The sequence below is a fragment of the Mariniflexile aquimaris genome (genome assembly GCF_042676825.1).
GTDB lineage: Bacteria > Bacteroidota > Bacteroidia > Flavobacteriales > Flavobacteriaceae > Mariniflexile > Mariniflexile aquimaris.
In genome coordinates this window covers 89,954-105,522 of record NZ_JBHTIB010000012.1, presented here as the reverse complement: position 1 = coordinate 105,522, position 15,569 = coordinate 89,954, and the positions used below count along the sequence as shown (strand labels likewise).

Below are 15,569 nucleotides of genomic sequence, written 5' to 3'. Positions count from 1 at the left end.
GTATTCTTTAAATATCTTATAAAAATTGTGGTGCAAAAGTAATGCACAAATCTATAACAATAAACTATCCAATATTAATTTTGTGCCAATCTGGCACTAGATTTCTTTTTCTTAAAATTTAAGGCAGCTTTTACAAACGCTACAAATAGCGGATGCGGGTTAGCCACCGTACTTTTATACTCTGGGTGGTATTGCACACCTATAAACCATGGGTGACTTGGCAATTCTACAATTTCTACCAATCCGGTATCTGGGTTTATACCTGTAGCCAATAATCCTGCGGCCTCCATTTGGGCTTTGTATTTACTATTAAACTCGTAACGGTGTCTGTGACGTTCTTTAATACTTTCCGCTTTATAAATATCGCGAACAGCACTTCCTAATTTTAAATCGCAGGCCCAAGCTCCTAAACGCATGGTACCGCCTTTATCGGTAATGGTTTTTTGATCTTCCATTAAATCTATTACCGGATTTTTAGTATCAGGACTCATTTCGGTAGAATCGGCATCTTTTATACCTAAAACGTTTCTAGAAAATTCTATCACCGCCATTTGCATACCTAAACAAATACCAAAAAATGGCACATTGTTTTCTCGCACATAGCGTACCGCATCAATTTTTCCTTCAATACCGCGCTCTCCAAAACCTGGCGCTACCAGAACACCATCTAAATGAGCTAGTTTTAGTTTTATATTATCTTCGTTTAAATATTCTGAATGTACAGATTCTATATTTACTTTAACTTCGTTTTCGGCACCAGCATGTATAAACGCCTCTAAAATAGACTTGTAAGAATCTTGTAATTCTACATATTTCCCAATTAAACCAATTGTGATTTCGGATTTCGGGTTTTTATGACGCGTTAAAAACTCATTCCATTTACTGATATCGGGAGTAGAACTTTTTAAATCTAATTTTTTAAGCACCACTTTATCTAAGCCTTCTTCCAGCATTAAATTAGGCACATCATAGATAGTTGAAGCATCGATAGATTGAATAATCGCTTCTTCTCTAACATTGCAAAAAAGTGCAAGTTTTCTACGTAAATCGTATGGTAAATCGTGCTCTGTTCTACACACTAAAATATCGGCTTGTACCCCACTCTCCATGAGGGTTTTAACACTGTGCTGCGTTGGTTTTGTTTTCAATTCTCCCGCTGCAGCTAAATAAGGCACTAATGTTAAATGTATGACGATACCATTGTTTTCGCCCAAATCCCAGCGTAACTGACGCACCGCTTCTATATACGGTAACGACTCAATGTCACCCACAGTACCTCCAATTTCTGTAATGATAATATCGTAATCGTCAGATTTTCCTAAAAGCTGAATGCGCTCTTTAATTTCGTCGGTAATATGAGGCACAACTTGTACTGTTTTACCTAAAAACTCACCACGACGTTCTTTCTGAATCACACTTTGGTAAATTCTACCCGTAGTAACATTGTTAGCTTGACTGGTTGGAACATTTAAAAAACGTTCGTAATGTCCTAAATCTAAATCTGTTTCGGCCCCATCTTCGGTAACGTAACATTCGCCATGTTCGTATGGATTTAAGGTTCCTGGATCTACATTAATGTATGGATCTAATTTTTGAATGGTAACTCTATAGCCTTGAGCTTGAAGAAGTTTAGCTAACGATGCAGCTATAATGCCTTTTCCTAAGGACGATGTAACCCCACCGGTTACGAATATGTATTTTGCTTTGGTTGTCATGTTGCGCTTATAAACGCAGGCAAATTTACAAAATTTAAATAGTTATTACCGAATAAGTTTTTAGTAATTTAAATCTAGTTTTTAACAATACTAACAGGACAAAAAATAAGTTTATTTTCAATGTCAAATTTGATTATATGAAAAACGACTAGCTTCAAATAGCATCTCATATTAATTATTATATCAAATTCATATCTTTATGGCTAGCGGCAAATAAAAATAAAATGAAATTTACACCGTTTCCAGAATTAAAATCGGAAAGAATTTTTTTAAGAAACATAATAGCATCTGATTGTGAAGAAATTTTATTCCTTCGTTCTAATAAAACTATCAATAAATTTATAGAAAGACCTGAAAGCAGACAAACTAAGAACATTTCAGATGCCATAAAATTTATAAATGAACTAAATCAGTTTGTCGAACACGATATATCGATAGCTTGGGGAATAACTTTTGAAGATAGCCCAAAAATTATTGGAACAATCTGTTTATGGAATTTTTCTCAAAACAATAAAACTGCTGAAGTTGGATATGATTTAAACCCAAAATTTCATAGAAAAGGAATTATGAGTGAAGCACTAAAAATGATTATTGAATTTGGTTTTAAAAAATTAAAACTAGATAAAATTGAAGCATTCACACATATTGCAAACGAGAGCTCTAAAATACTTTTAGAAAAGAATGGGTTTTATCTTCATGCGGAAAGAAAAGATTCTGATAATGAATCCAATATAATATATGAACTTGTAAATACCAGCCGTTTACAATAAATAAATGCAAATATCACCGATTCGACTATATCCAAATCGCCCCTGCTTTTATAAAACATATTCTTAATTAAAATCAGAAAATTAAATCCTTCATTAACGATTAAGTGAGCCTTCTGCAAGAATCAAAGTCATTACCTTGGATACTGCTTCTTAATATTTCGTATCAAATCTTCTAACCCATTTAATTTTAACTCATACACCTGTTTAAGCATATCACCCAACTTACCTTTAGGAAATCCTTTTTGGTGGTACCAAACCACATAATACTCGGGTAAATCTATTAAATAGCGGTCTTTATATTTACCAAAAGGCATTTTTGTATGCGCTAAATCTATTAAGAATTTTTTATCTGGAAGCATGCCGCTAATCTACCAATTTATATTTGGATAGTGCCGCAAGTTGGTTGGCTATTTCTGCTTTCCAACGTGCTTGGTGTTCCGGATTTCGAGAAAAATCTGTTTCAGTATCGTAGACATCTTGAAATACTGCCAACTCTTTATTAATAGTATTATGTATTTTTTTTAATTGTTCGCCAATCGTGTTCGACAATTTAAGCTTACTAATGCGTTGTCTAAATTTACGGGCGTACAATTCGGTTATATCAAAATGTAATTGTTCGTGTTCCAGTACATGCGCATCGGCCTCTGTTTTACGCCACGATTTTTCTGGATAAAAATGAGCCACAACGCTGGTTGTAAAACTAATTACCTGCTTATCTGCCTGTTTCAAAGTATACCCAAATGTAATGCCCGAAGCGGTAATAGCAACGGCATGCGCATTTTTATCGGGTTGATCTTTAAAATCGGTCCAAGCTAATTTATAGGAATCATTCCATGACATCATGTTTTGTTCTTGTGCAAAACAATACACACAACAAAAAAATAGGGCAAATTTATACACTTAGCTGTTTTAGTTTTAAAATATGATAAAATTAAAACGTTAAGTAAAGATGCTTATTGCTTAACCTCAACAATCGACAAATCGTAATCGTATTTTACTAAATATACGGCATCGTTAATATACCCGCCAAAAAGTTTCTTTTTATACGAGAATTTATTTTCGATGTATTCGGTTAATGGTGCTTTATTTACAGAGGCGTACAAATCGTCTGAAGTCACTAAACGCAATACCACATCCATGGTTAAATCGAAGCCTTTTACAGCACGTTTGTTTGGTGTAATATTATAGGTTTTTGTGTAGTTAACAACAAATGAATTATGGTCTTCTTCTTTATATGTTTTTGAAGTTGTTGCGTAATGCAATTGCAGTTTTGCCAAATGCTCGTTAGATACCTGATCACCTTCAAACGCCGGATTAAAATTAGAGGTTACTAAAATAATTTCGGTTCCAGAAGGATTGCTATCCGATTTAGAATGTAACGATGCCAAAATACTGGTAACATTCGATGCAAACCCTTCGTTTGTAGTTTCTAAAAACACGTAGTTCCTTCCAGGTTTTAAGGTAGCTCGAACATCTTCTACATATACAAAGTTAACATCTGCTCCTTGTTTATTTTTTCTAGAATATACCATTCTAGCGCCAGCAAATTCGCCTTTAAGTTCGTTGGCAACAGTACTATTTTTAGAATCTGAAATAATTACCACATTTTTAGATAACGAATCTGCCTTTACATAATTTATAATCTTTGCTTTTAACAAATCGTCTGAAGGTCTAGACTGAAAAACATTGTCGTAAAGTTTAATATTCGTACCAATTGGCGATACCACGGGCACATTTAAACCTTTCAATTCTACTGCCACTTTTTCAAAAGTTTCTGGAGTTAAGGGGCCAATAACAGCATCGACATTTTTAAAATCATTTTCGTTTAAAATCTTAATTACTTCGCTTACCTGATATTTCGTATCATAAACATCAACCTTTAATGAAACGCCAAGTTTTTTCAAGGAATCTAAAGCTATTAAAACCCCAGAATAAAAATCAAGAGACGCATTTAAATATGGGTCGGATTTTATACTTTTCTTAGTATTTTGAATGGAATCGAAACTTACGCGATTTAACCTAAACGGCAACATAACCGCTAAGTGCTTAGTTTTAGTATTTATTGTTCGGTTTTCTAAACTCACCTTGGTGGCAGTACCTTCGTCGCTACCCAAAAATTTATTGGTATATGGTATTTTCAACACCATGCCATCTATTAAACCCGAATCTTTTAAACTTGGATTTAATGCTTCTAATTGCTCTTGATCTAGACCTAATTTAACTTTCAAACGATAAAATCCTTCCTTAGGAAGTACTTTATAATAACTATATTTTTCGTCTATTACCTTTTCTTCAGAACCTCCAATATTTGGCACATTCACTTGCTGTCCATCTTGTAAACTGTCGCCCAATCCAGGGTTAAGGGCTTCCAATTCGGCCACAGTAATTCCAAATTTATAAGCGACTCGCCATTTACCTTCTTTTGATTTAACAATATAGGTTTTAGTAGCAGGTTTTACCTCAACTTCTTTTATTTTAAAAACGGGTATTTTTAGTTCATCGTTTTTTTGCAAAGTATTGGCATATAAAAACGTATTATACTTTTTTAGTTCGTCTTCTGTAATATTATACTGTTTTGTAATGCTATAAATAGTTTCTTTCCTACTTGTTTTATGCTGTTTAAACCCTACTAACTCTTTAATAGTAGTGACCTCTGGAGCGATAACTTCAGTTTTTTTTGCTTTTGAAATAGGAATTATTAAAATAGTATTAACTTTTAATTCTTTTTTTGCATCTGGATTTAAAGCATAAATATCAGCCGTTGTAACGCCATATTGTGCCGCAATACCTGTGATGGTTTCTCCTTTTTTAACAGGGTGTGTACTAAAGTTTTGTGCGTTTGTACTATTGAAACTGAATATAAATACCAAACATAAAACGGAAAAGAATCTAATCATGAAAATGTAATTTTATTTGCATTACGGATGATGGCAACATCCTTATATTTTTATTTATCCTTCGTAAGTGCATATAACGTGCCAAAAAAATATAGCGCTTCGTCTTCCCTCAGGATGCACTAAAGCACTACACTATTTTATATACTTAGTTATATACGTTCATTTTATTAATAAAAGATATCTTATTGTACTAAATATAGTTTTTAAATATTGAATTGCTCAAATACTTAAAACCCATATACTAATCTTTAAGACACAAATAGCTTTAAAAAGTCACGACTATTTTACTCCCACTCGATGGTTGCAGGTGGTTTGGAGCTTATATCGTACACTACTCTATTAACGCCTTTTACTTTATTTATGATATCGTTTGATGTTTTTTGAAGAAATTCGTAAGGTAAGTTTACCCAATCGGCAGTCATTCCGTCGGTGCTTTCTACAGCTCTAAGTGCGACGCATTTTTCGTACGTGCGCTCATCACCCATAACTCCCACGCTATTTACTGGTAATAACATAGCACCTGCTTGCCATACTTTATCGTATAATCCCCATTCCTTTAATCCATTAATAAAAATGGCATCAACTTCTTGTAAAATACGCACTTTTTCGGCGGTGATATCACCTAAAATTCGAATGCCTAAACCTGGTCCTGGAAATGGATGACGCCCTAAAAGCTCGGGGTCTATGCCTAAGGTAGCACCAACACGACGCACCTCATCTTTAAAAATAGCACGTAATGGTTCTACGATTTTAAGTTTCATGAAATCAGGTAGACCTCCAACATTATGATGACTTTTTATAGTTGCCGATGGTCCACCAGAAGCAGACACACTTTCTATAACATCTGGATAAATAGTACCTTGAGCTAACCATTTTACATCTGTAAGTTTATGCGCCTCATCATCAAACACCTCAATAAAGGCGTTGCCTATAGCTTTACGCTTTAACTCAGGATCTTCTATTCCCGCTAAAGCATCTAAAAAACGTTGAGAAGCATCGACCCCTTTAACGTTTAGCCCCATGCCTTCGTACTGATTTAAAACACTTTGAAATTCGTTTTTACGAAGTAACCCGTTGTTAACAAAAATACAATACAGGTTTTTCCCTATAGCTTTATTTAAAAGTACTGCTGCTACTGTAGAATCTACACCACCAGACAATCCTAAAACGACTTTATCGTCGCCTACTTTTTCTTTTAAGAAGGCTACCGTTTCCTCCACAAAAGAATCGGGTGTCCAATCTTGATGAAGTCCCGCAATACTTACTAAAAAGTTTTCTAACAATTGTTTCCCATCTGTTGTATGATACACCTCTGGGTGAAATTGAATGGCATAGGTCTCTTCTCCGTTAATTCTATACGCTGCATTCTTCACATCGTGTGTACTACCAATTAATACACCATTAGTTGGTAACTCTTGGATGGTATCACTATGGCTCATCCACACCTGACTTCCAGTATGGATATGTGCAAAAAATGGCTCGTTGCTTTTTATAAACGATAAATTAGCACGACCATACTCTCGTGTGTTTGAAGGTGCTACATTTCCGCCAGAAAAATGCGCCAAATATTGTGCACCGTAACACACTGCCAATAATGGTTTTTTGCCACGAATATCGGTTAAATCTGGATGTAAAGCTTCGTCGCCTCTTACAGAAAATGGGCTACCAGAAAGAATAACAGCTTTGTATTCGTCTAAGTTTGCCGGAATTTTGTTAAATGGATGTATTTCGGAGTAAATGTTGAGTTCTCGAACTCTACGCGCAATTAATTGTGTGTATTGCGAACCGAAGTCTAAAATAAGTACCTTGTCATGTTGCATGCGCAAAAGTAATAATTGATTTTAGAATGGCAATTACCAAACACAATTTTTAAAAAAAAATTAGCGCATAGAATCCAAAATTAACTGAATATCTTTTTTTGTGGTATCCGGATTAATAAAACAGAAACGAGATACGGTTTCGTAATTATCACCTTGTTTCCATTTTGTTGGTGTTACCAAAGCAAATCCTTTTTTATGATTTTCGTAAGTCCAATGCGTATAATCTTCGGGCTTCCACCCTATTCTTCTATATAATACGCAGGATAAACTAGGTTCCCGTACCAACTCTACATGTGGATTTTCTTCAATTAATTTACCTGCTATCTGCGCTAATGCCAAACCACGTTCTACTGCTTGTTTGTAGCGCTTTGTTCCATGCATTGCTAGCGAAAACCATAATGGCAAGCCTCTAACACGTCGGGTTAACTGAATTTGATAATCGGTTGGATTAAAACCTTGAGACCCTTCATCTTTAAAAATATCTAAATACGAACCTTCTTGGGCATGTGCCTTTTTAGCTAATTCTGGTTTTTTATAAATAACCGAACCACAATCGTAGGGAGAGAACATCCATTTATGTGGGTCTATGGTAATACTATCGGCTCTTTCAATGCCGTTAAACAAATGTCTTACCGAATCGGCGGCTAATGCACCACCTCCATAAGCTGCATCTACATGAAACCATAGTTTTTCTTTTTCACAAACTGTGGCAATACCTTCTAAATCGTCAATAATTCCGGCGTTTGTTGTGCCACCTGTAGCAACCACCGCAAAAAGTCGTTTTCGTTGTTGTGCTGATAATTGATCTATAACATTCTGCAGTTCTATACCAAGTAATTTATCTTCGGTATCTACCAATAACACATCGGCATCAATTACTTTTGCCATCGCTTTTATGGAAGAATGTGCTCCAACAGATGTAATAATAAGTCCTTTTTCATTTTTATACAAGTCGTTTTCTCTCCAATGTTCTCGAGCGGTAACCATGGCCGATAAATTGGCCGCTGTACCACCACTGGTAAAAACCCCAAAGGCGCCTTTTGGCATACCCGTTAAAGACACGATCCATCGCATGGCTTCATTTTCACAAAAAATACCGCCCGCGCCTTCCATCCAATAGGCACCATGAATACTGGAAGCCGAAGTAACCAGATCGAACATTATGGCAGCTCTGGTTGGAGACGCAGGAACGAAGGCTAAATGCCTTGGGTGATCGATAGAGACATTGGCTTTAACCAAATGCTTTTTCCAGAGATTAAAAGCCACCTCGCCCCCAATACCTTTTTCGGTAATGGTTTCTCCTACCAACGCTTTTAACTCCTCTTCTTTTTTAGGCTTTCCTATTTTTATTTTTTTTGAAGACAGTCTATCAATCGCATATTTCATGATATCCATAGACATTTCAACTAATTCAATATCGGCCTTATGCATTCTTTAAAGATTTAAGATTATAAATTCTCCTTGTAAAGGATTTAAATGTTCTATTAATTTTGGAATTAACTGATTACCATATTCCAAATAAAATTCTGAAAAATTAGTATTGCGTTCTTGTAAACTTTGATTTGGGAATAACGCATTTTGCAAATCGGTCATTCTTGAAACTTCGTCAGACAACTTGCGTTTTTGAGCTTTAATTAATCGCTTTTCTAGGGTATCTAAGCCTTTTAATTGTTTCACTTCTTGTGCTTTTACCGCGCCAATAAACGATTTATCTGTTTGCTCTGCTAATTTAAACAGCTTCTCAAATTGTTTTTTTATCACTTCTTTTTGTGGAGAAAAATCAAGTGAAATGTTCGAAATATCTCTAACTTTTTTATTTATAAAGGCATGTCGTTTTAAAAATATATCTTCATTAGAAATCTGTAACTTTTGAAGCTTTTTATGCTGACTTTCAGATTGGATTAAAACCGAATTTCGCAACAACAATATTGGAAAAGGCACTTCAACTTTATCGAAAAATTGTTTTAACTGAAACCAATAAGCCAATTCGCCACCACCGCCAATGTAACATAGATTTGGCAAAATAACTTCCTGGTATAATGGCCGCATAATAACGTTGGGCGAAAATCGCTCCGGAAACTCAGCGAGGTGTTTAAGCATGTCGCTCTCGGTCCACGATAAGTTAGTATTGTTAACTTTATAAACATCGTCTTCAAAAAGGATGCGTTCGCGAAGATTTTCTGTTACATAAAATAAATTAATCTCCCGTGGGTTTACTTGAATCCCATAATTAGATAATTTATTGATTTGCTCGTTAGTTTCCGACACATTTTTAAATGAGGTTTGCTGCAGCAACTCCTCTTCTATATAAGGAATAAATTGTCTTTTTAAATCGGTATCATTGGCATCAATAATTACCAAACCGTAGTCTTTAAATAATTCATTCGCCAAAAAACGTGTCGCATCAGCTAAATTATCATGCTTTACGTAAGCATTTTCAAAAAGTGTTTTTAAATAATTTGCATTGGTGCTGCCTCCCAATTCTAAAGCAAACAAATTAAAAACAGCCTCTAATCCTTCGGTAGATAAATCGCCTACCGCGCCTGCAGCCTCTTTATTCCAATGTACTTTTTTTCCTTTGAAATTGAAATAATTTATTTCTTCAAAATCATGGTCTTCAGTGGCCATCCAATAAATTGGTACAAAATGATTCTCAGGATACGTTTCTGATAGTTCTTTTGAAAGATTTATGGTCGATACAATTTTATATAGAAAATAAAGCGGACCAGTAAACAGGTTTAACTGATGCCCGGTAGTAATAGTGAATGTGTTTTCGGAATTTAAACTTTCAATATTCTTAAACGTAGCTTCAGAAGTTTCGAAATGCTGATATTGCTTTTTTAAAGTTGATACTAAAACAGATCTAGATTTTGGTAGTCCTGACGCCTTTCGTTCTTCTATCTGCGCTTTAAAATTATCGAGATTCGGAAAACGATTATAAAAAGCTTGTAATTCTGGTTTTTCATCTAAATAATCACAGATAAGTGAAGAAAAATATCCTGTTTTTTTAAATGAAATATGTTCAGCTGGCATATTATTACTTGAAAATTAAAGTGTAAATATACGGTTATTCTAATTTTTGAATTCTAAAAATACGTTAAGAATTCCATAAGATTAAGGTTCTAAAAAAAATGATGCATAAATCCTATTTCTTTCGATTCATAAAGTAACAATTCACTAAACACGCTCTTTAATGTTCAACCTAATGCATCAACGCTAAATTTAACTTTACTTTTTCAAAAAAAAGGAATAATTTCCGTATCTTAATAGTCAGGTTATTAGCATAATATCAACAAATCATGAAACATAAATTTTACATATATATCGTTTTAAGTTGCCTGCTTTTTGCAAGCGGTTTCCAAACACTAACGGCTCAAATTACGACATCATTTACAGAAATAAAAGGTAGGATTATTGATGAACAATCTAAAAATGATTTAGTCTTTGCCGATATAATTATTAAAGACACTAATATTGGTACCATCACAAATTCAGATGGGATGTTTGCGATAAAAGTTCCCGATTCACTCATCAATAAAACGCTTGTAATTACCCATTTAGGATATCAAAAAAAAGAAATTAAAATTTCTTCTTTTGAAAACGATTCGAAAATAACCTTAACTCCAGCGATTACAACGCTTAAAGAAATTGAAGTCACCACATTTAAAGATGCCGAAGCCTTATTAAGATTAACTCTAAAAAATCGTAGTACTGTTTATAACAACAACAACACCTTAATGACGGCCTTTTATAGAGAAACCATAAAAAAAAGAAACAAAAATGCATCTCTTGCTGAAGCGGTTGTACATATACATAAACAACCTTATAGCAATTCTAAAGATGATGCCATAGACCTTATTAAATCAAGAAAAAAAACCGATTATTCGAGATTAGACACTTTAGCTATTAAACTGCAAGGAGGACCTTTTAGCAATTTATATACAGACATTATTAAGTATCCAGAATTTATTTTTACAAACGAGGCCATTCCGCTTTACCAATTTAGTTTCGACAAATCTACACGCATTAACAACAACCTGGTTTATGTAATTAACTTTAAGCAAAAACCAAATATTAATGAGCCTCTTTATTACGGAAAACTTTATATAGATGCCGAAACATTAGCTTTAACCAATGCCGTATATAGCTTAAATGTTACAAACAGAGAGCTTTCTAGCAGAATGTATATTAGAAAAAAACCTAATCGTGTGGAGGTATATCCAACCGAAGCTACGTACAGAGTAAATTACAGAACAAAAAACGGCAAATGGCATTACGCATACAGCAATATTTTGCTTACTTTTAAAGTGAATTGGAAAGGGAAATTATTTAACAGCGTCTATACGTTGAACAGTGAAATGGCAGTAACCGATTGGGAAATTTTAGATTCTAAATTAGATCGAAAAAAAGAACAGACCATAAAACCAACTACTATTCTTACTGAAGAAGCCTCTGGTTTTTCTGATCCTGAGTTTTGGGGCGAATATAATATTATAGAACCCGAAAAATCGATTGAATCCGCTATCGAAAAAATAAAAAAGCAGCTAAAAAAGGATGAAAATATTTAATTAAAAAATGAGTTAAACAAACTATTTTTAATTAATTTTAACTCCTAAATTTTTTGTTTCGTGATAGACTTTCTCCTAACAAGTGATGCCATAATGGCGCTCTTAACTTTAACTTTTTTAGAAATAATTTTAGGTATAGACAACATTGTTTTTATATCTATTGCAGCTAATAAACTCCCTGAACATCAACAAGCCAAAGCCACAACTATTGGTTTAATCGCAGCGATGGTACAGCGTATAATTTTGCTGTTTTTTGTAACTTTTTTAATTGGATTAAAAGAACCCTTTTACCATCTGGAATTATCGTGGTTAACGATTTCTATAAGTTGGCAAGCGATCATTTTATTTGTAGGTGGGTTATTTTTAATTTATAAAAGTACTTCTGAAATTCATGAAAAAGTTGAAATGCCTCACCATGATGAAAATGCAATTCAAGGAAAAAAAATAAAAAGTTTAGCGCAAGCCATTATTCAAATAATGATTATCGATTTTATTTTTTCTATCGACTCTATTTTGACTGCTGTTGGTATGACAAACGGTTTACATCCTAATCACAATTACACACTGGTTTTAATGATTATTGCAGTTGTTATTTCAATAATTATTATGATTGCGTTTGCCAACCCGATTCGAAAATTTATAAACACTTACCAAAGTGTTCAGCTCCTCGGATTATCATTTTTAATATTAATTGGTTTTATGCTAATCACAGAAGCTGCTCACTTATCTCACACGCAACTATTTGGTAATAGTGTTGGTGCTATTCCTAAAGGTTATTTATATTTTGCCATTGCGTTCTCTTTATTTGTTGAATTTTTAAACTTAAAAATTGAATCAAAAAAGCGATCTACAAAATTGTAAAAATTTAACTGTAACAGAAACAGCAAAATAACCAAGTTTTACCTATTTGCTTTATAGATACGATACAGGTAGTAGGCTATCAATACAAGTAGCACAACTATTACAACTCTAAATATCATAAGAGTGGGTTATTAAAACAACTTAGTCTGACCTTTATCATCGAGATTACTATCATTAGAAGCATCATCATCGTCTTCTTCATTTGAATCGACCTGCTTTTTTTTGCTATTCTCGGTGTTCTCATTATTTTCTGATGAGATATCTTCTTCATCTACTACTTCCAAATCATCGGCATGCACTTCTTCTGGCGCTTCATATGGCAGTGGATCTAATAAACTAATCTGATTTACTTTATCTTTGGTAAGCTGGTTTCCTAACGCATTAATACCTTTAACTGCAATAAATTCTTCTAGATTTACAATTAAATTATCTTTTCGTTCTTTACCACGTTCTTTGGTAAACTCTATTTCGGCCATCGGTATCCAATCGGTAGAAACGATTTCTAAATGCGATTTATCATGACTTGTTATAAAACACTCTTCTTTATTTTCGTTTTCAATAACAAAACGTTTTACAAAATAGCGTTCTTTTTCACCATCAAAATAAATGGCAGAAATGGGCTTTTTAGGAATCCATTTTTCCATCACAATCATATCGCTATCAAAATGTGTAGTTACTTCTGGAATAATCGTTTTTGCAATGCCTTTTTGATTGATAATTAAGATACGGTCTTCGCCTCTAAATTCCCCTACCAGCTCGCCTCTACCATCAACATTTAAGCGTTGTACAGCATCATCGAACCAAATTTTACGTGGTTTTAAAGTAGAGATTCCTTTTTCTTTTAATTCTATTTTTTTAATAGAATATTTAGTTACCAGATTCCCTTTAGAATTTCGTCCTTTTATTAAAATATCAGCAAAATCGATATCCCATTTTAACTTTTTAATACTTCCTGCCTGACGAAGGATGATACTAACCACTTCTGCTTCCCCATTAGGGTTTGCAGAGAAATACAATACCGTAGAACCTTTGTTGCCATTGGTTAAATCGTATTCCTTATCGCGTGTAATACTCGTTACCGCAAAGCGTTTTATATAAGACGGACCACTTTTACCATCGCGATAAATCATGTTGTAAATGGTTCGATTGTCCTTTTTATCGAACACCTCAACATTAATAATATCTTTACCTATAAAGGTTTTAGCATCTACTTTGGTAATCATCATTTTACCATCTTTAGTAAACACGATAATATCGTCTATATCGCTACAATCGCAAACGTATTCGTCTTTACGAAGTGAGGTTCCAACAAAGCCTTCTTCTCGATTTACATAAAGTTTGGTGTTTCGAATAACTACTTTAGTAGCATCTACATCATCGAAGGCACGTATTTCTGTTTTGCGTTCGCGCCCTGCACCATAGTCCTTTTTTAGTCTCGTAAAATAGGCTATCGCATACTCTATAAGATTTGCTAAATGATGTTTTATTTCGGCAATTTGATCTTCTAGAGCATCAATTTTTTGTTGGGCTTTATCGATGTCAAATTTTGAAATACGTTTAATTCGAATTTCGGTTAATCGCTCGATATCTTCAACGGTGATAGCACGTTTTAAATGCTCGATATGAGGTTTTAAGCCTTTGTCGATGGCGTTTATAACACCCTCCCAAGTTTCTTCTTCTTCAATATCGCGATAAATACGGTTTTCAATAAAAATACGTTCTAATGAAGCGAAATGCCACTGCTCTTCTAATTCATCGAGCTTAATTTCTAAATCGCTTTTTAGAAGTTGCACCGTATTATCTGTCGAGCGACGTAACATTTCAGTTACACCAACAAACAAGGGTTTATTGTCTTCAATAACGCAACCTAAAGGTGAAATAGACGACTCGCAACTTGTAAAAGCATACAAGGCATCAATTGTTTTATCTGGCGATAATCCTGAAGGTAAATGCACCAAAATCTCCACTTCGGCAGCGGTGTTATCTTCAATCTTTTTAATCTTAATTTTACCTTTATCATTCGCTTTTAATATAGAATCTATTAGCGATGATGTGGTGGTTCCAAAAGGAATTTCGGTAATAACAAGCGTATTTTTATCTAACTGCGAAACTTTAGCACGAATACGTACACGACCTCCGCGCAAACCATCGTTATAGTTTGAAAAATCGGCTATTCCTGCCGTTGGAAAATCGGGTAAAATGGTAAAACGTTTGCCTTGTAAATGCTTAATGGAAGCATCTATTAATTCGATAAAATTATGAGGTAATATTTTTGTTGAAAGCCCTACAGCAATACCTTCGCCACCTTGTGCCAATAGCAACGGAAACATAACCGGTAAATTAACAGGTTCTTTTCTGCGACCATCGTAACTAGCCTGCCATTCGGTGATTTTCGGATTATAAACAACGTCTAAGGCAAATTTAGATAAACGCGCTTCAATATAACGTGAGGCTGCGGCGCTATCGCCGGTTAAAATATTCCCCCAGTTACCTTGCGTATCTATTAATAAATCCTTTTGGCCAATTTGCACCATAGCATCTGCAATACTAGCATCACCATGGGGATGGTATTGCATGGTATGACCAACAATGTTTGCCACTTTGTTGTACCGTCCATCGTCTAAATCTTTCATGGAATGCATGATACGACGTTGAACGGGTTTAAAACCGTCTTCAATAGCGGGTACTGCACGCTCTAATATAACATACGATGCATAATCTAAAAACCACTCTTTATACATGCCCGTAACACGGGTAATGGTTTCTTTGGGTTCGTCTTGCTCGTTAATTAAATCGTCACCTTCTTCAATCATTAATTACCTTTATTTCTTTGGGAGTCTAGTAAAAATTCTTTGTCCTTTTTTTTTGTTTTTTAGTAAATGCTCATTGCTTACAGGTGCTCTTAAATGATCGTAAATACCTCTAATCTTTTCGTCCT

11 protein-coding genes are annotated in these 15,569 nt (G+C 34.3%); 3 read left to right on the top strand and 8 right to left on the bottom strand.

What is annotated here, in order from left to right; genetic code table 11:
• Positions 1 to 74: 74 nt before the first annotated feature.
• Positions 75 to 1,715, bottom strand: a complete 1,641-nt coding sequence (locus ACFQ0I_RS08500; RefSeq protein WP_379941236.1) for a CTP synthase — start codon at positions 1,713 to 1,715, stop codon at positions 75 to 77.
• A 224-nt stretch (positions 1,716 to 1,939) separates the two neighbouring features.
• Between ACFQ0I_RS08500 and ACFQ0I_RS08495 the strand changes: the two genes are divergently transcribed.
• Positions 1,940 to 2,485, top strand: a complete 546-nt coding sequence (locus tag ACFQ0I_RS08495; RefSeq protein WP_379941234.1) for a GNAT family N-acetyltransferase — start codon at positions 1,940 to 1,942, stop codon at positions 2,483 to 2,485.
• Between the two features lie 131 nt (positions 2,486 to 2,616).
• Here the strand turns inward: ACFQ0I_RS08495 and ACFQ0I_RS08490 are convergent, their stop codons facing one another.
• The 6 genes from ACFQ0I_RS08490 to bshC form a co-directional block, all read right to left on the bottom strand.
• On the bottom strand, positions 2,617 to 2,844 hold the full coding sequence (locus ACFQ0I_RS08490; protein ID WP_379941233.1) for a DUF3820 family protein: 228 nt from the start codon (positions 2,842 to 2,844) through the stop codon (positions 2,617 to 2,619).
• Positions 2,845 to 2,848: 4 nt separating this feature from the next.
• Positions 2,849 to 3,328, bottom strand: a complete 480-nt coding sequence (locus ACFQ0I_RS08485; protein WP_379941232.1) for a DUF922 domain-containing protein — start codon at positions 3,326 to 3,328, stop codon at positions 2,849 to 2,851.
• Between the two features lie 110 nt (positions 3,329 to 3,438).
• Positions 3,439 to 5,382: a LysM peptidoglycan-binding domain-containing protein gene (locus ACFQ0I_RS08480; protein WP_379941230.1), complete on the bottom strand. Its 1,944-nt coding sequence runs from the start codon at positions 5,380 to 5,382 to the stop codon at positions 3,439 to 3,441.
• Between the two features lie 284 nt (positions 5,383 to 5,666).
• Positions 5,667 to 7,202 (bottom strand): glutamine-hydrolyzing GMP synthase, encoded by a 1,536-nt coding sequence (gene guaA / locus ACFQ0I_RS08475; protein WP_379941228.1) that lies wholly within the window; start codon positions 7,200 to 7,202, stop codon positions 5,667 to 5,669.
• A 60-nt stretch (positions 7,203 to 7,262) separates the two neighbouring features.
• Entirely contained in the window at positions 7,263 to 8,633 is a 1,371-nt protein-coding gene (locus tag ACFQ0I_RS08470; protein WP_379941226.1) for a pyridoxal phosphate-dependent decarboxylase family protein, read from the bottom strand.
• A 3-nt stretch (positions 8,634 to 8,636) separates the two neighbouring features.
• A complete protein-coding gene (gene bshC, locus ACFQ0I_RS08465; protein WP_379941225.1) occupies positions 8,637 to 10,235 on the bottom strand; it encodes a bacillithiol biosynthesis cysteine-adding enzyme BshC in 1,599 nt (532 codons plus the stop codon).
• Positions 10,236 to 10,501: 266 nt separating this feature from the next.
• On the opposite strand from bshC, the gene ACFQ0I_RS08460 reads away from it, so the two are divergent.
• Positions 10,502 to 11,770 (top strand): carboxypeptidase-like regulatory domain-containing protein, encoded by a 1,269-nt coding sequence (locus ACFQ0I_RS08460; RefSeq protein ID WP_379941224.1) that lies wholly within the window; start codon positions 10,502 to 10,504, stop codon positions 11,768 to 11,770.
• A gap of 60 nt (positions 11,771 to 11,830) precedes the next feature.
• On the top strand, positions 11,831 to 12,631 hold the full coding sequence (locus ACFQ0I_RS08455; protein ID WP_379941222.1) for a TerC family protein: 801 nt from the start codon (positions 11,831 to 11,833) through the stop codon (positions 12,629 to 12,631).
• A gap of 131 nt (positions 12,632 to 12,762) precedes the next feature.
• Here ACFQ0I_RS08455 and ACFQ0I_RS08450 read toward each other — a convergent pair whose 3' ends face one another.
• On the bottom strand, positions 12,763 to 15,444 hold the full coding sequence (locus ACFQ0I_RS08450; RefSeq protein WP_379941220.1) for a DNA gyrase/topoisomerase IV subunit A: 2,682 nt from the start codon (positions 15,442 to 15,444) through the stop codon (positions 12,763 to 12,765).
• Between the last annotated feature and the right edge of the window lie 125 nt (positions 15,445 to 15,569).

Excerpts from the sequence above, each read along its gene's own strand:
- ACFQ0I_RS08500 (WP_379941236.1), bottom strand. The coding sequence starts at position 1,715 with ATGACAACCAAAGCAAAATACATATTCGTAACCGGTGGGGTTACATCG.
- ACFQ0I_RS08495 (WP_379941234.1), top strand. The coding sequence starts at position 1,940 with ATGAAATTTACACCGTTTCCAGAATTAAAATCGGAAAGAATTTTTTTA.
- ACFQ0I_RS08490 (WP_379941233.1), bottom strand. The coding sequence starts at position 2,844 with ATGCTTCCAGATAAAAAATTCTTAATAGATTTAGCGCATACAAAAATG.
- ACFQ0I_RS08485 (WP_379941232.1), bottom strand. The coding sequence starts at position 3,328 with ATGATGTCATGGAATGATTCCTATAAATTAGCTTGGACCGATTTTAAA.
- ACFQ0I_RS08480 (WP_379941230.1), bottom strand. The coding sequence starts at position 5,382 with ATGATTAGATTCTTTTCCGTTTTATGTTTGGTATTTATATTCAGTTTC.
- guaA (WP_379941228.1), bottom strand. The coding sequence starts at position 7,202 with ATGCAACATGACAAGGTACTTATTTTAGACTTCGGTTCGCAATACACA.
- ACFQ0I_RS08470 (WP_379941226.1), bottom strand. The coding sequence starts at position 8,633 with ATGCATAAGGCCGATATTGAATTAGTTGAAATGTCTATGGATATCATG.
- bshC (WP_379941225.1), bottom strand. The coding sequence starts at position 10,235 with ATGCCAGCTGAACATATTTCATTTAAAAAAACAGGATATTTTTCTTCA.
- ACFQ0I_RS08460 (WP_379941224.1), top strand. The coding sequence starts at position 10,502 with ATGAAACATAAATTTTACATATATATCGTTTTAAGTTGCCTGCTTTTT.
- ACFQ0I_RS08450 (WP_379941220.1), bottom strand. The coding sequence starts at position 15,444 with ATGATTGAAGAAGGTGACGATTTAATTAACGAGCAAGACGAACCCAAA.